General features: G+C 65.0%; 14 protein-coding genes. 4 read left to right on the top strand and 10 right to left on the bottom strand.

Annotated features, from left to right (window positions below; genetic code table 11):
* Nucleotides 1–8 precede the first annotated feature (8 nt).
* Together D0T21_RS32735 and D0T21_RS14055 are read right to left on the bottom strand one after the other, a co-directional pair.
* Nucleotides 9–140: a hypothetical protein gene (locus D0T21_RS32735; protein WP_301546339.1), complete on the bottom strand. Its 132-nt coding sequence runs from the start codon at nucleotides 138–140 to the stop codon at nucleotides 9–11.
* 222 nt (nucleotides 141–362) lie between these two features.
* A complete protein-coding gene (locus D0T21_RS14055; protein WP_116990202.1) occupies nucleotides 363–1,316 on the bottom strand; it encodes an aldo/keto reductase in 954 nt (317 codons plus the stop codon).
* Nucleotides 1,317–1,405: 89 nt separating this feature from the next.
* Between D0T21_RS14055 and D0T21_RS14060 the strand changes: the two genes are divergently transcribed.
* Nucleotides 1,406–2,296 (top strand): LysR substrate-binding domain-containing protein, encoded by an 891-nt coding sequence (locus D0T21_RS14060; protein WP_116990203.1) that lies wholly within the window; start codon nucleotides 1,406–1,408, stop codon nucleotides 2,294–2,296.
* 77 nt (nucleotides 2,297–2,373) lie between these two features.
* A complete protein-coding gene (locus D0T21_RS14065) occupies nucleotides 2,374–2,880 on the top strand; it encodes a GAF domain-containing protein (protein ID WP_116990204.1) in 507 nt (168 codons plus the stop codon).
* An 11-nt stretch (nucleotides 2,881–2,891) separates the two neighbouring features.
* On the opposite strand, the gene D0T21_RS14070 is transcribed toward D0T21_RS14065, so the two are convergent.
* Entirely contained in the window at nucleotides 2,892–3,635 is a 744-nt protein-coding gene (locus D0T21_RS14070) for a GntR family transcriptional regulator (protein ID WP_116990205.1), read from the bottom strand.
* A gap of 285 nt (nucleotides 3,636–3,920) precedes the next feature.
* Here D0T21_RS14070 and D0T21_RS14075 point away from each other — a divergent pair, with 285 nt between their 5' ends.
* Both D0T21_RS14075 and D0T21_RS14080 read left to right on the top strand, forming a co-directional pair.
* Nucleotides 3,921–6,599 carry a TonB-dependent receptor gene (locus D0T21_RS14075; protein WP_116990206.1) on the top strand — a complete coding sequence of 893 codons (2,679 nt, stop codon included), beginning with the start codon at nucleotides 3,921–3,923 and terminating at the stop codon, nucleotides 6,597–6,599.
* A 110-nt stretch (nucleotides 6,600–6,709) separates the two neighbouring features.
* Nucleotides 6,710–6,979 (top strand): hypothetical protein, encoded by a 270-nt coding sequence (locus D0T21_RS14080; RefSeq protein ID WP_116990207.1) that lies wholly within the window; start codon nucleotides 6,710–6,712, stop codon nucleotides 6,977–6,979.
* 6 nt (nucleotides 6,980–6,985) lie between these two features.
* Here D0T21_RS14080 and D0T21_RS14085 read toward each other — a convergent pair whose 3' ends face one another.
* From D0T21_RS14085 to D0T21_RS14115, 7 genes are all read right to left on the bottom strand, one after another.
* A complete protein-coding gene (locus D0T21_RS14085; RefSeq protein WP_199538480.1) occupies nucleotides 6,986–8,209 on the bottom strand; it encodes an RNA polymerase sigma factor in 1,224 nt (407 codons plus the stop codon).
* A 31-nt stretch (nucleotides 8,210–8,240) separates the two neighbouring features.
* The gene (locus D0T21_RS14090) at nucleotides 8,241–9,053 is read right to left on the bottom strand and encodes a YciI family protein (RefSeq protein WP_116990209.1); all 813 of its coding nucleotides are present in this window, start codon (nucleotides 9,051–9,053) and stop codon (nucleotides 8,241–8,243) included.
* Nucleotides 9,054–9,087: 34 nt separating this feature from the next.
* Nucleotides 9,088–9,501 (bottom strand): YciI family protein, encoded by a 414-nt coding sequence (locus tag D0T21_RS14095; protein ID WP_116990210.1) that lies wholly within the window; start codon nucleotides 9,499–9,501, stop codon nucleotides 9,088–9,090.
* A gap of 12 nt (nucleotides 9,502–9,513) precedes the next feature.
* Nucleotides 9,514–9,987 (bottom strand): VOC family protein, encoded by a 474-nt coding sequence (locus D0T21_RS14100; protein WP_199538468.1) that lies wholly within the window; start codon nucleotides 9,985–9,987, stop codon nucleotides 9,514–9,516.
* A 105-nt stretch (nucleotides 9,988–10,092) separates the two neighbouring features.
* The gene (locus D0T21_RS14105) at nucleotides 10,093–11,028 is read right to left on the bottom strand and encodes an alpha/beta fold hydrolase (protein ID WP_116990212.1); all 936 of its coding nucleotides are present in this window, start codon (nucleotides 11,026–11,028) and stop codon (nucleotides 10,093–10,095) included.
* A gap of 164 nt (nucleotides 11,029–11,192) precedes the next feature.
* Nucleotides 11,193–11,774 (bottom strand): cohesin domain-containing protein, encoded by a 582-nt coding sequence (locus tag D0T21_RS14110; RefSeq protein ID WP_116990662.1) that lies wholly within the window; start codon nucleotides 11,772–11,774, stop codon nucleotides 11,193–11,195.
* An 87-nt stretch (nucleotides 11,775–11,861) separates the two neighbouring features.
* Nucleotides 11,862–14,774 (bottom strand): M12 family metallo-peptidase, encoded by a 2,913-nt coding sequence (locus D0T21_RS14115; protein ID WP_229211476.1) that lies wholly within the window; start codon nucleotides 14,772–14,774, stop codon nucleotides 11,862–11,864.
* Between the last annotated feature and the right edge of the window lie 122 nt (nucleotides 14,775–14,896).

Below are 14,896 nucleotides of genomic sequence, written 5' to 3' on the forward strand. Positions count from 1 at the left end.
CCGCCGGTTCAAACGGTATCGATGAATTCCGTCATGAAGCACAGGTTGTCGTTCACCTCCTGGTTGATGATGACCTGCTCCTCGCCCACCATCAGCATGGCCTGGATATCCGGCGACAGCCTGGGCGGCCCGTATGGCACTGCCTTTTCTCCGTTGGACGATATTCTCTGTTTCCCCTGACGCGGTAAGACGGCGTTCTTTTTTCTGGTCGACATATGTTATCCGTTTTCGATGGTCAACAAACGCGCGCGACGCGTGGGCCGCAACGCACTGACTCCAAGAGTATCGCGAGCCGCGCGCGCGCGCCATCGGAGGCTGCCTACAACTTTCGTAGGAGTGTCTCGGAAAACGGCTAGGAGTCGCTAGGAGTTGAGTCCTTTCATGCCTTCCTGCGGGTAGCGCGCGCCGACGGCGATACCGGGCGGCAGCGCCGCGCCGATGCGGGCCAGCTCTTCCGCGCTGAGCTGCACGCGCAGCGCGCCCAGGTTCTCCAGCATGTAAGGGATGCGCTTGGTTCCCGGGATGGGGACGATGTCGTCGCCCTGCGCCAGCAGCCAGGCCAGCGCCAGCTGCGCCGGCGTGCAGCCCTTGTCGCCGGCGATCTCGCGCACGATGTCGACGATGCGCTGGTTGGCCGCCATGTTTTCCTCGGCAAAGCGCGGGCTGAACTTGCGGAAATCGCCCTCTTCCAGCGGCACCGCTTTGCCGGTCAGGAAGCCGCGGCCCAGCGGGCTGTAGGCGCAGAACGCGGCGCCCACTTCGCGGCAGGCTTGCAGCACGCCGTCTTCCGGATCGCGCGTCCACAGCGAGTATTCGCTTTGCACGGCGGCCACCGGATGCACGGCGGCGGCGCGGCGCAAGGTGGCGGGCGATACTTCGCACAGGCCGATGCCGCCGATCTTGCCCTGGCGGACCAGTTGCGCCAGGGCTTCCATCGATTCTTCCAGCGGGGTCTCCGCCAGGTTCAAACGGTGTATATAGTATAAATCGATATGCTCGATATCCAGCCGGCGCAGCGAGGCCTCGCAGGCGGCGCGAATGTAGGCCGGCGAGTTGTCGATGCGGCGCTCGTAGTTGCCGGCCTTGCGCACCAGGCCGAACTTGGTGGCCAGCGTCACCTGCCCGCGCTTGCCGCGCAGGAAGCGGCCCAGCAGCTCTTCGTTGTGGCCGGCGCCGTAAGAGTCCGCCGTGTCGAACAGCGTCACGCCCGCCTCGTAGGCGGCCTCCAGCGTGGCCAGCGATTGCGCGTCGTCGGTGGCGCCGTAGAACTCCGACATGCCCATGCAGCCAAAACCCATACCCGATAATTTCTTCATGCTGAACTCCGTTGTTGGTCGATGGAGATGAGTCTAGCCACTGTGCGCGGCGGGCGGAATGAGCAAAAACGTGATACCTTTTTAGTATCATGAGAAAACTCGATACCAACGCATTACAGATGTTCGTCGCCGTCGCCCAGTGCCTGAACTTTCGCCAGGCCGCCGAGCAGCTGCACATGACGCAGCCGCCGCTGAGCCGCGCGGTGCGGCAGATGGAGGAGCGCCTCGGCGTCAAGCTATTCGAGCGCGACACCCAGCACGTGGCGCTGACGCCGGCCGCCAGCGAACTGCTGCCGCGCGCGCTGCGCATCCTGGCGCTGCTGGACCAGGCCGAACAGGCGCTGCAAGCACGCCAGCCCGCCATGCGGCTGCGGCTGGGCATGACGTCGTCGATGGAGTCCGACCTGTACCGCGCCTTCACCGACGGTATCTCGACCGAGCTCGGCGGCGTCGACGGCGCGGCGCTGGACACCGTGTTCGACGCCTCGCCGCGCCTGGTCGCCCGCCTGCGCGCGCGACGGCTGGACGCGGCCATCATCGCGCTGCCGACCAAGACCTTCGACCTGCCCGTGCTGCAACTGGGCAAACAGCCGACCCTGGTGGCGCTGTCGAGCCGCCATCCGCTGGCCAAGCGCCGCAGCCTGGCGCTGGCCGACCTGCAAGACCAGCCGGTGTACTGGTTCGAACGGGCGCGCCAGCCGGCCTTCTTCGACCACAGCCACGCGGTGTTCCGCAAGCACGGCTTCGCGCCACGCTTCCTGCTCGAGCCGCACGACCATCATGTGCTGCTCAGCGACGTCGCGGCCGGCAAGGGCATGGCGCTGCTGCCGACTTCGTTTGCGGCGATCAGCCGCAGCGGCGTGGCCTACCGCAAGCTGAAGGAAGGCGACGAACTGGCCGCCGGCCTGGGCCTGATCGTGGCCGAAGACCACCCTGCCGCCGCCCTGCTGCGCCGGCTGGCGACCGAGACGCTGGGCTAGTCCTGGGCCGATACACAGCACGTTGGCGTGGAAACGGCTACCATATCGTCCTGGAAAATTTTTCTTAAAAGATCATCATGACTTTCACCCTCAGCGACACCGCCTACAGCACCGACACTCCCGAAGCCAAGCTGGCCATGTTCGACGACCTGCGCTCGCAGCTGACCGGCCTGGTCCACGGCGAAAGCGACCTGATCGCCAACACCGCCAACTTCAGCTCGCTGGTGTTCAACAGCATGCCGGGCCTGAACTGGGCCGGTTTCTACTTCCTCAAGGGCGACGAACTGGTGCTGGGACCGTTCCAGGGCAAGCCGGCCTGCATCCGCATCAAGAAGGGCCGCGGCGTCTGCGGCACCACGGTGGTCGAAGGCAAGTCCATCGTCGTGGCGGACGTGCACGCCTTCCCGGGCCACATCGCCTGCGACGTCAACTCGCGTTCGGAGCTGGTGGTGCCGGTGCGTGGCGTGGACGGCGAGATCGTCGGCGTGTTCGACCTCGACAGCCCGCTGCCAAACCGCTTCGACCAGACCGACGCCGACGGCGTCGAGATGCTGGTCAAGATTCTCGAAGCCACGCTGGTTTAAGCAGCGCTTGCTCAGACCGAGCTGAGCTCCGCCACGAAATCGTAGGCGTCGCCGCGGAAATACGAGCGGCAAAACTCCACCACCCGGCCGTCGGACAGGAAACCCAAGCGTTCGACGGCCAGTCCCGCATCCGCCTCGCGCGCCCCCAGCAGGCGCGCCTGCTCCTCGCTCAACAGCAATGCCGACAGCCGCTGCAAGGCCCGCACCGGCCGGTTGCCGCTGCGGTTCAACGCCTCGTACATCGATTTATCCACCGCGTCCAGCGACGGCAGGCAGTCGGCCGGCACCGTCGCGTATTCCACGCACATCGGCGTGTCGTCGGCAAAGCGGATGCGGTGGAAACGATACACCGGCTCGCCCGGGCTGAGGCGCAGCCGCGCCGCCTCCTCGCTGGTGGCGGCGCCGGCGCTGCGGTCCAGCCAGGTGCTGCTGGGCTGCCGGCCGCGCGCCCGCATGTCCTCGGAAAATGAACTGAGCTTGGAAAAATTCTGCTCGATGCGCGTGTGGTTGATGAAGTTGCCCGAACCGGGACGCCGCACCAGCAAGCCCTCCGCCACCAAACCGTCGAGCGCCTTGCGCACCGTCAGCCGCGACACATTCAAATCGCTGGCCAGCTTGCGCTCCGGCGGCAGGGCGTCGTCCGGCAACAGCACGCGCTGAGCGATGGCCTCGCGCAAGGCGCGCTGCAACTGGTGATACAGCGGCAGGCTGCTGGTATCGCTGAGCACTTTCATGATGTTGGTCAATGTCACCATACGATTCCCTTTGCCACACTAGTACCAATTAAGTACCAAAATTTAACGGTCGTCTTGAAGTATTTTTAACATTTCGCACCAAACAGGTGAATATTAAGCGATTTTTTGTCTAAAAAACACCACAACCACCTTATTTTTCACAACTGGTAGCGCTTTGGTATCATTGTTTACAGTATATTGGCATCGAACTGGTTTGGTTGTTTGGTTTGCAAGGGGGAATCTTGCGAAAGATTCATCATCACAAGAAGTGAACAGGCCCGTCCTGGGCCATTTTGGAGATTTGCAATGACGTTTCGACATCACGCAGCAAGCACCACCACCTCGGCCCGCACTGGCCTGACACCGATCGCCGCCGCCGTCGGCATGATGATCGCCGCCGCCGTCTACGCAACGCCGGCCATGGCGCAACAGGCCACGCCGCCTGCCGACGCCCCCTCCTCCATCGTGACCGTTTCGGGCGTACGCGCCGCCCTGGAACAGTCGCTGAAGCAAAAGCGCAATGCCGACTCGGTGGTTGAAGTGGTGACCGCCGAAGACATCGGCAAGATGCCGGACAAAAACGTCGCCGACGCCATCCAGCGCCTGCCCGGCGTGAACATCCAGTCGTCGGCCGGCGGTGAAGGCGGCTTCGGCGAGAACGACCGCGTCAGCCTGCGCGGCACCAGCCCATCCCTGCAACAGACCCTGTTCAACGGCCACGCCATCAGCACCGGCGACTGGTTCGTGCTGAACCAGTTCGGCGGCAACGTCGGCCGCTCCAGCAGCTTCTCGCTGCTGCCGTCCGAGCTGGTCAGCTCGGTCGTGGTGCACAAATCGCAGACCGCCGACCTGGTCGAAGGCGGCGTCTCCGGCGCCATCGACGTCATCACCCGCCGTCCGCTGGAATTCAAGAAGGCGCTGACGCTGGAAGCATCGGTGCAGGCCGTGTACAACGATCTGGCCAAGAAGACCGAGCCGCAATTCTCCGGCCTGTTCAACTGGAAGAACGACACCAACACCGCCGGCGTGCTGGTGCAGGCGTTCTCGGAAAAAACCACGGTGCGCCGCGATGGCCAGGAAGTGCTGGGCTATGTGACGGTAGGCAAGAACAGCGCGGCCGCCACGGCCAATCCGGCGCTGGCAGGCCTGTACGTGCCGACCTTTATCGGCGCCTCGCTGTTCGAACAGAAGAAAAAACGCGAAGGCGGCGCTTTCGACGTTGAAATCAAGCCGTCGAAAGAGCTGACGCTGGACCTGAACGGCTTCTACTCCAAGCTGGACGCACCGCACCAGAACACCAACTGGCTGGCGGCGCCCGGCAACTCCTTCAACCGCGACAACCGGGTGCCATTAAGCGTCGTCACCAAGGGCGGCACCATCACCGGCGCCTCCTTCGCCACCAACTCGGGCGAGGTCGACAACATCTACCGTCCGGACGCCGGCGGCGAAGCCTACTACGTCGATTTCAACTTCCGCTACCGCGCCACGCAGGACCTGACCTTCAGCGGCAAGGCCGGCATGACCCACGGCGAAGGCTGGGACCATGGCGACGTCTACTACCAGAACAATGTCAGCGGCGGCATGACCTACCAGCTGAATGGCCTGAGCCCTGCCAGCGTTTCCTATCCCGGCGGCGTCACCACCTCGCCGGGCAGCACCGCCTGGGGCGGCGGCGGCGAGTCGCAGTCGATCGACAAGGAACACTACGCCCAGCTGGACGGCGAGTTGCGCATCAGCGAAGGCGTGCTCGATTCGATCAAGTTCGGCGTCCGCGCCACCGACCACAAACGCAGCGCCGAGCACCCGCTGGAATCCAAGCTGGGTCCGCTGGGCGCCACCAATCCCGGCCCGGCCTGGAGCGGCCAGCAGTATCCGAGCGACTTCGGCTCCAACCTGGGCGGCAACCTGTCGTCGGCCTACTTCCGCTACGACGGCGCGGCGATCGGCGCCTGGGGCGCGGTGCCGGGCAACCGCGTGCTGGACTTCGTGGCCCGCCACAACTGGCAGGATGAATTCAAGGTCAACGAGAAGACCACCGCGCTGTACGGCATGGCCAACCTGACCGGCGACAGCTGGAGCGGCAACGTCGGCCTGCGCGGCGTGCGCACCAAGCAGACCTCGATCGTCAACCTGTCCGGCGGCACCAACCCGATCACCGGTTCGGCCTTCGGCCCCTACACGCCGACGACCTTCGAACGCACCTACAACGACGTGCTGCCTAGCGCCAACGTCAAGTACGACGTGAACCAGGACCTGGTGGTGCGCGGTGCGCTGGCCCGGGCGATCTCGCGTCCCGACTACAGCGCGCTGGGCGGCTCGGTGTCGCTGAACGACGATGCGCTCAGCGCTTCGGGCGGCAACGTCAAGCTCGATCCGGTCCGCTCCAACAACGCGGAAGTCAGCGCCGAGTGGTACTTCGCGCCAAAATCCTCGCTGTCGGCCGGCCTGTTCTACATGGACCTGGTGTCGGTGGTGGCGCAGGGTGGCAGCGTGGGCACCTTCTTCAACAACAAGCAAGGCAAGATGACGGAGTACCAGATCACGTCACCTTACACCACCAGCGGCAAGAACAAGGGCGTGGAGCTGAGCTACCAGCAGCCTTTGTTCAGCAGCTTCGGCGTGCTGGCCAACTACACCTACGCCGACGGCAAGCTGGCTGACGGCACCGAGCTGCTGAATTCCTCGAAGAGCACCTACAACATCACCGGCTTCTACGAGGATGCCAAGTTCAGCGCTCGCCTGGCGTACAACTACCGTTCCAGCTACAAGGCCGGCGTCGACCGTGGCGCCGCCCAGCACGTGAAGGGCGCTGGCAATCTGGCGGGCTCGTTGAACTACAAGATCAACGAGCAGCTGTCGATCACCTTCGACGCGCTGAACCTGACCAACACCACCATCAAGATGTACGCGGAAACGCCTGACCAGCCGCGCGCGTTCTACTCGAACGGCCGCACCTTCTACCTGGGTCTGCGCGCCAAGCTGTAATCGCTGGGTTGTAACAAGGTTGTTGTACCAAGGTTTGCTGGCCCTTAACTCCCGTGGGGGCCAGCTTTTTTTGCTACAATTTTCTTCATCGTGAAAAATGAGGAAATATCATGAAAAAGTTTATTGCTTTGGCACTGACAGCGCTGATGTTGAGCAGCGAATCGGCCTATGCGGCCGGATGTCTTAAAGGCGCCGCTGTCGGCGCTGTTGCGGGCCACGTCGCCGGCCATCATGCGGTTGCGGGAGCCGTCGGCGGGTGTATCGTTGGTCGCCATCTGGCCAAGCAAAAGGCCAAGCAGGAAAAGCAGGAGAAGGAAGCCGCGGAAGCTGCGCAAGCGAAACAGTCGCCGCAGCCTCCGCAATCCGCGCCGGCTAAATAACGCCGTTTATTGGGCGGCGGCGCGCGCCAGCAGCAGGGTGCGCTCGCGCTCGTTCTGCGTCAGTTGCGCCGCGCGTTCGAATTCGTGGCGCGCTTCGTCATGGCGTCCCAACTTGGCCAGGAAGTCGCCGCGCACGCTGGGCAGCAGGTGGTAGTTCTTCAGCGCCGCCACATCCATCAAGCCATCGACCACTTCCAGCCCGGCCGCCGGCCCGAAGGCCATCGCCAGCGCCACCGCGCGGTTCAGCTCCACCACCGGCGACGGCGTCAGCTGCGCCAGCGCGTCGTACAGCGCGGCGATGCGCTGCCAGTCGGTATCGGCCGCCTGCCGCGCGCGCGCATGGCAGGCCGCGATGGCCGCCTGCACGCCATAGGAGCCGAGACCGCGCCCGGTTTGCTCGGCGCGCGCCAGCGCCGCCAGGCCGCGCCGTATCAGCAGCTGGTCCCAGCGCGCGCGGTCCTGTTCCAGCAGCAGGATGGGTTCGCCCTTCGGCCCCACGCGGGCGCGGGCGCGCGAGGACTGGATTTCCATCAACGCCACCAGGCCGTGCACTTCCGCTTCGTCCGGCGCCAGCTCGGCCAGGATGCGGCCCAGCCGCAGCGCCTCCTCGCACAACGCCGGCCGCATCCAGTCGGCGCCGGCGCTGGCGGAATAGCCTTCGTTGTAGATCAGGTAGATCACTTGCAGCACCGACGCCAGCCGCTCCACCAGCTCGTGCGCGCGCGGCGCTTCGAACGGCACCTTGGCCTCGGCCAGCGTGCGCTTGGCGCGCACGATGCGCTGCGCCACCGTCGCTTCCGGCACCAGGAAGGCGCGGGCGATTTCCTCGGTGCTCAGGCCGCCCAGCATGCGCAAGGTCAGCGCCACCCGGCCGTCGGTCGGCAGCACTGGATGGCAGGCCACGAACACCAGCCGCAGCAGGTCGTCACCGATATCGTTTTCCAGCGCGTCGGCCACGGCCGCATCGAGGTTGGGCGCGGCGTCCTGCAGCACGCCTTCGATTTCGTAGGTAAGTTCGGCTTCCTTTTCCTGGTGCAGTTGGCGGCGGCGCAGCACGTCCAGCGCGCGGTTCTTGGCGACCGTGGTCAGCCAGGCGGCCGGCTGGTCCGGCACGCCGGTTTCCGGCCAGCGCTCCAGCGCCATCACCAGCGCATCCTGCGCCAGCTCCTCGGCCTGGCCAACGTCGCGCAGCATGCGCGCCAGCACGGCAATGATCTTGGCGGATTCCATCCGCCATACCGCCTCGACAATCTTGGGGACGTCAGCCGCCACGGGCTTTTTTCCTGAAGGCTTCGCGTAGGCCGGCCTCCAGCAGCTCGGCGCGCAGGCGCTCTTCGGCGGCGCGCATTTCCGGCGTAAATTCCTGGTGGGCGATGCGCTCGCAGGCTTCGCGGATTTCCAGCGTCAGGTCGCCGGGGCTTGGGTAGGGATAGGTCTTGGCCCAGGCGATGGCCTCGTCGAGCGAGGCCGCCTGCACCATCCAGTAGCCGGCGATCAGTTCCTTGACTTCGGCGAACGGACCGTCGACCACCGAGGTTTTCGAATTGGCGAAGTGGACACGGGTGGCGGAGGCGCTGGCCATCAGGCCCTCGCCGGCCAGCAGCACGCCCTGCTGCACGCCCGCTTCGTTGTAGGCGTTCATCACATCGATGACTTCCGGCGGAGGCACCAGATCGGCCTCGAGGTCGGCATCGGAACGGATGAAAATAACATAGCGCGTCAAGGCTTCGTCGCGGCGCGGCAGCGTGCCCGCCGCCGTGCCGCGTTCGTCGAAGCCGAGGCAATTGCCGGGGCAACCGGCATCGCGGATTTCATACACTGCGCCGCTGTCGAACAGGGGCCACCAGCGCACCTGTTCGATGGCGTCCTCTTTCGATTCTGCCTCGATCAGCGTCAAGCCGGCCACCAGTTCCCTGGGCGCGAACGGCCCGTGCAGCAGGCTCCACTCGCCGTCGCGCCGCAACAGGCGCACCGCCTCCGTGCTGGGTTTGAGAAAGGTTCCCGGTTCCAGCGCGGGCGGCTGCTGGCCGCGTTCGGTGCTCTGGTTGGCGCGGCGCAGTATCATGAATTCCATCGCATACTCCTAGTTTTCCGCTAAGGTAGCAGCATCACATGCGGGCGCGCAAGGCCTCTTCCTGCGCGACCAGCTCCGGCGTGGCGACCTCGCCGAAATCCTCCATCTCGAACACCTGGCGGATTTCGATTTCCGACGGCACGTCGAACGGATTCGGGCAACGCTTCATCCACTCGATGGCCTCCTCCTTCGATTTCACCTGCAACAGCCAGAAACCGGCGATCAATTCCTTGGTCTCGGCGAACGGGCCGTCGATGACGGTGCGCTTGGGGCCGTCGTACAGGATGCGCGCGCCCTTGGAGCTGGGATGCACGCCCTCGCCGGCCAGCAGCACGCCGGCATTGACCAGTTCTTCATTGAACGCGCCCATCGCGGTCAACAGCTCGACGCTCGGCATCTTGCCCGCCTCGGAATCCTCGGTGGCTTTAACGATAATCATGAAACGCATGGTGCTCTCCGGTTAGCCGCAATCAGGCATTTGCTGTTTCATCGCCGCGTTCATTTCCTCCGGCGTCATGTCCTTGGTGTGGGTGGCGATTGACCAGACGTGGCCGAACGGGTCGGTGACCTGGCCGTAGCGGTCGCCCCAGAACATGTCGGCCGGCGGCATTTTCTCGGTGGCGCCGGCGGCGATCGCCTGGGCGTAGGTGGCGTCGGCATCGGGCACATAGATATGCAGCGTGACCGGGCTGCCGTTCAGCTTCTTGGGGCCGAGGTTGCCGAAGTCGGGGAACTCGTCCACCAGCATGACGGTGGAATCGCCGATGCGGACGGCCGCGTGGATCAGCCGGCCGTTCTGGCCGGGGATGCGCGCGCACTCGGTGGCCTTGAACGCTTTTTTATAGAATTCGATGGCGTCTGCCGCGCCATCGACGACCAGGTGGGGGGTGACGCTGTGCATGCCTTCTGGAATCGGATCTACTTTTGCAGTCATGATGCTCTCCTTTATGTGGGGTGGGGGCGAGTGAGAATGCTCACTCTACCTCCACGACGAAGCAGCACGCGTCAAATCGACAGATTTTTTTTAAATATTTTTAAATTATTTTATGAACTCGACCAGCGCCGGCACCACCTGCTCCGGCGCCTCGTCGATCAGCCAGTGGCCCGAACCCTGGACGATGATGCTCTTCACGTCCGTGGCCACCGTGCCGACCTGCTTGCCGAGGAATTCGCCGGCCGAGTATTGGCCGGCCAGCGTCAGCACCGGCATGGTCAGCTTGGTTTGCGACATCGGGCCGAAGTCGGCGGCGTCGCGCTCGAAATCGCTGAAGTAGGCGAAGCCGGCGCGCATGCCGCCCGGCTGCGCATAGGCCGCCGTGTACAGCTTGCGGTCCGCTTCCTTCACCGACTTGGTCTTGTCGGCCGAGAAGTCGTTCCAGAAGTGTTCGAAGTAGATGCGTTCGCGGCCCTGCACCAGCGCCAGCGGCGTTTCGCCGTAGAAGTGGAAGTGCCACACGGCCTTGGCCGGGAAGGCGTTGCGCCAGTCGCCGACGCCGGGAATGAAGGCGTCCATCAGCACCAGCTTGCTGGTGTCGGCCGGGAACTGGGCGGCGTAGCCATAGGCCACCATCAGGCCGATGTCGTGGCCGACCACGGCGGCCGGCTCGCTGCGGATGCCCTTGACCAGTTCATGGATGTCGACCGCCATGGTTTTCTTGTCGTAGCCGCCGGCCGGTTTTTCCGAGCCGCCGGCGCCGCGCAGGTCGGGGACGATGACGGTATGGTGCTTGACCAGTTCGGCCATGGCCGGCGTCCACATGTGGCCGGTCTGGCCATAGCCGTGCAGCAGCACGACCGGGCTGCCCTGGCCGCCGATCTTGTAGTGCAGTTTGACGCCGTTGACTTGCGCGTATTGGTCGGCGAAGCCGTCGACCTTGACGTCGATCGGCGCGGCGGCCGCGGCGGCCAGGCCGGTGCTCAGTACGAGGGCGGCGGCGACCAGGCTGCGGCGGATAATCGTGGTGGTGGTGTTCATGTCAGGCTCCTGAGTGGTGGGTTGGTGTAGTCACTATATGCTTCACACTTACCATCATCAATGCACTAGACACCAACATATCATTCATAATTTATGAATTTTATGCACCTATCGATCCCCGCCCTCCTCCTGCTGCCGCAGCAAGGCGGCAGCGCGGTGAAACATTAGCCGACTCGACGGCGGCGCAGCGCCGCCAGGCCGAGCAGGCCAACGCCCAGCATCAGGTAGGTCTGCGGTTCCGGCACGGCGGTGGTCACCAGCGTTTGCGTGCTCAGCTGCGGCGTGATGTCGGCCAGGTGGGAATCCAGGAACACCGCGTCGGTGAATTTCAATGTGCTGGTGCCGGCGCCGATCACGTTGAAGCTCAGGTGCGCCAGGCTGCCGCTACCGCTGACGCCGGGCACCAGGCCGAACTTGCTGCCGTACACGTAGGACACCAGCCCCGGTGTGCCGGACACATCGGCCACGTAGAAGTCGGTAGGGCCGCCGTCGGATCCCAGGAAGCCACCCTCGCCGGCGCCGGTCGCCTTCAGGTAGGCCGGATCGAACACCAGCGAGAAGTTGTAGCCATGCAGGTCGGTCACGCCGGCGATGCGGATGTCCAGCTCGATGGTCGAGCCCACCACGCCGCTCGACGGGGTGGCGACGATGCTCAGCACCGGATCGGCCGCGTACGACGGTGCGGCGAAAGCGGCGGCCAGCAGTGCGGCGCCGGCCTGGAATTTCCATTTATTCAAACTCAACATATTCATTTTCCTTTGCCCATCCGGGCTTAGATTCAGCATCGGCGCCGCGCCGGGTGTGCCCCGGCGGCGGCGCTAGTGTGTGGCGGCTTACAGGCGGCAACCGCCTGCTATGCGTTGCGTCTCGGCCGACAGGTCGCGGGCGTCGACCACGCCATCCTTGTTCAGGTCGGCGCGCGCATCGAAGCCGGCCTGGCCCGTGCGTTTGCCCAGCGCGGCCTTGATGATCGCCAAGTCGTCGCAGTTGACGACGCCGTCGCCGTTGACATCGCCCACCAGGCGGATCGTGAAGTTGGCGTTCGACACATCGAAGAAGATGTTGTCGATCGCTTCCACCTTGATGCGCGCCGTGGTACTGGCCACCAGCGGCAGCGTGACCGCTTTGCTGCCGTTGTTGGCCGTGCTGGCCGCCAGCGTGTACGGATAGGTGTTGCCGCCGTCGGTGGACAGCGAGATCTTCACGTTGGCGGTGTTCACTGGTGCGACGTCGGTGTTGGCCACGCTCCAAGTCACGGTCTGGGTCGAGCCGCCGTCCAGCGACACCGCGCTGTTCGGCGACGTCACCAGGAACGGGCCGGCGTTGGACGCCAGCACCAGCTTGGTGCTGGCGTTGCCCACGCCGCCACGGCCGTCACGCGCCGTCAGGCGGAAGTTCAGCGAGGCCGGGCTGGCGTTGGCGCCGAAGCCCACGTAGTCGGCGGTCGGCAGGAACTCCGAGAAGCACTCGATGTCGGTCGGCGTCGGCGTCGCGGCGGCGACCGGGCAGGCGCCCGTTTCGGCGTTGGTGTTGTTGGTCAGGATCTGCGACATATCCGGGAACACGCGGGTCGGATTGGTGGTGACGTGGTTTTCACCCGGCGAACCGTACTTGATGGTGTCGTCGTTGCTGACCACGGCGCGCACGCCGAACTGGCGGAACAGCGGACCGTTGGTCTTGGTGTTGCTGATCAAGCCGGTGCCGATGGCGTCGGCGCGGTCGTTCTGCTCCCACAGATAGGTCAGGGTGTCGCCTTCGCCGTCGGTGGCGCTGCCGGTCAGGGCGAACGGCGTGCGCACCGGAATGGTGTAGCCCGCAGGCACCGTCACCACCGGCGTGGTATTGCCGGTGAACGACAGCGCGCCGCGGCGGGTGGTAGTGCCGCCGACGGCGATCTCGCCGACGTAGCCGCTGCAACCGCCGCTGCAATTGACCAGTTGCAGCAATGGCACCGGCGTGCCGGCCAGCGCGCCGTTGAAGGTCACCGTGGCGGCGTTGCTGCTCAGCGAGCTGACCGTCACGGTGCCGCCCGCAGGCCAGCCGGCGATGCCTTCGATCGCCGCCTTGACGCCGGAGGTGGTGTAGTTGCTGCCGTTGATGATGGCGATCGAGTCGTTGCCGTTATAGCGCAGCTTGAATTGCTGGGTGCCGCCGAAGTTGGTCAGCGCCAGCATCTGCACTTCGTTGATGATGGTTTCCGAGCCCGAGGTGTAGGCGACGATCTCGTCGAAGCTGCGTTGCGACCAATAGGCATCGCTGTGGGTCTGCAGATCGTCGGTGCCGCAAATGCCGGCGTAGGCCATGATCGACGAGCCGCTGCCCGGTTCCACCGAAGTGCCGGCGTTGCGATTGCCGCCCGAGCAATTGCTGATCACACCGTTGAAGGTGTGGTTGCCGGAGAACTGGTGGCCCATTTCATGCGCCACATAATCGACCGCGTAGAAGTCGCCGACCGGGGTAGGAATGCCGGTGCAACCCTGGGCCTTGCTGTTGCCGCCGACCACGCCCAGGCTGGCGATGCCGCCGCCGTTGAGGCCGAGCGCGATATGGCCGACGTCGAAGTTGCGGGCGCCGACGAGCAGGCCGGCGACGACACGGTTGCGGGACAGCGTGCCGCTGCCGCAGCTGCCCGCCTGGGAGGCGCTGAAGCAGGCGTTGGCGCCGCACGGGCCGTTGGCGCCGGTCATTTGGGCGGCGGTGTCCAGGTTCAGGGCGTCGGTATTGTTGATCAACATCAGGCGGATCGCGGTCTCGTCTTCATAGACCTGGGTGACGCGGTTGATCAGCGTGACCTTGGCCGCCGTCACGTTGGCCGGGCCGCCGAAATAGGTGGCGTAGGACGGATCGGTGACCAGCGCCAGGCGGTAGGTGCGCAGCTGGTTGCCGGAAGTCGGGCCGGCCACGGCCTGGTCGTCCACCACGTGGTAGGCCGCAGTGCTGGTCGAATTGCCGTCGGAGGCGCTGACTTCGAAGGCGCCGGTGTTGCGCGACGGATCGGCCACCAGCGAGGTGTTGATCACGCCTTCCGCATCGGCGGTGACGACCACGCTCTGGCGCGTGCCGCTATCGCCTTCGTTGCGCACCGACACGGTGACCGAGGCGCCCGGCGTGAAGCCGGCGCCGCGCACTCCGACCTTGTCGTCGGCGTGGTAGAAGCCCTGCGACAAGGCGATCTGCGCCTCGGTCAGCGGTGCCTCGCGCAGCGCGCCGTGCCTGTTGCCCAGGTCGCGGCTGTGATAGCTGTTGTAGACGCTGTCGTCCAGCGCGGTTTGCGGATCGACATACCAGGCGCCGGTCGGCGTGCGCACCGAGGCGTGCAGGCCCAGCGGGGTGATGTCCATGCGCAGGCTGGCGTTCGGATCGTCGATGCCCTTGCCGGCATAGGTCTTGATTTCAGGGTGCTTGGCGGCCAGGCCGGCTTCCATGATCGGCGAATCGACGATGGCGAAGCGCTGGTAGCCGCCGTCCGGGTGCGGCAGGGAAATGATCAGCGGGCTGACGGCGGCGGCGTCGGTATGCTCCAGCGGCGCCGACTTGGCCAGTTGCTTCAGGCCGTTGCGATTCAGGCTAGCGGCGTGGAAGCGGCGCGGGCCGGACGTGCTGGCGGCCTGCGCGGTCTTGCCGCTGGCGGCGCTCACGTCCTGCCAGAAGTCGCCGGTGGCCTGGCTAGCGGTCGGTCCATCCTTGGCGATGACGGCGGCGGAACTGGAGATGGTCCAGCCCAATGCCATGAAGGCGAATAACATGCGTCCAGCGGTAGGACGCAGCGTTGCCCCGGCCTTTTTGAGGCGGGGAGTCGGTGACGGGTTCACTGAAAGTTTCATGCCTGCTATACCCTTAATTTTATTGTTGATCCGAAAAAGCCAAC

Origin of the sequence: Duganella sp. BJB476, from assembly GCF_003416895.1 — a bacterium.
Lineage (GTDB): Bacteria > Pseudomonadota > Gammaproteobacteria > Burkholderiales > Burkholderiaceae_D > Rugamonas.

Coding starts and splice junctions, on each gene's coding strand:
- D0T21_RS14070 (WP_116990205.1), bottom strand. CDS start 3,635: ATGGTGACATTGACCAACATCATGAAAGTGCTCAGCGATACCAGCAGC.
- D0T21_RS14110 (WP_116990662.1), bottom strand. CDS start 11,774: ATGTTGAGTTTGAATAAATGGAAATTCCAGGCCGGCGCCGCACTGCTG.
- D0T21_RS14115 (WP_229211476.1), bottom strand. CDS start 14,774: ATGTTATTCGCCTTCATGGCATTGGGCTGGACCATCTCCAGTTCCGCC.
- D0T21_RS14090 (WP_116990209.1), bottom strand. CDS start 9,053: ATGGAATTCATGATACTGCGCCGCGCCAACCAGAGCACCGAACGCGGC.
- D0T21_RS14055 (WP_116990202.1), bottom strand. CDS start 1,316: ATGAAGAAATTATCGGGTATGGGTTTTGGCTGCATGGGCATGTCGGAG.
- D0T21_RS14095 (WP_116990210.1), bottom strand. CDS start 9,501: ATGCGTTTCATGATTATCGTTAAAGCCACCGAGGATTCCGAGGCGGGC.
- D0T21_RS14080 (WP_116990207.1), top strand. CDS start 6,710: ATGAAAAAGTTTATTGCTTTGGCACTGACAGCGCTGATGTTGAGCAGC.
- D0T21_RS14075 (WP_116990206.1), top strand. CDS start 3,921: ATGACGTTTCGACATCACGCAGCAAGCACCACCACCTCGGCCCGCACT.
- D0T21_RS14105 (WP_116990212.1), bottom strand. CDS start 11,028: ATGAACACCACCACCACGATTATCCGCCGCAGCCTGGTCGCCGCCGCC.
- D0T21_RS14100 (WP_199538468.1), bottom strand. CDS start 9,987: ATGACTGCAAAAGTAGATCCGATTCCAGAAGGCATGCACAGCGTCACC.
- D0T21_RS14065 (WP_116990204.1), top strand. CDS start 2,374: ATGACTTTCACCCTCAGCGACACCGCCTACAGCACCGACACTCCCGAA.
- D0T21_RS14060 (WP_116990203.1), top strand. CDS start 1,406: ATGAGAAAACTCGATACCAACGCATTACAGATGTTCGTCGCCGTCGCC.
- D0T21_RS14085 (WP_199538480.1), bottom strand. CDS start 8,209: ATGGAATCCGCCAAGATCATTGCCGTGCTGGCGCGCATGCTGCGCGAC.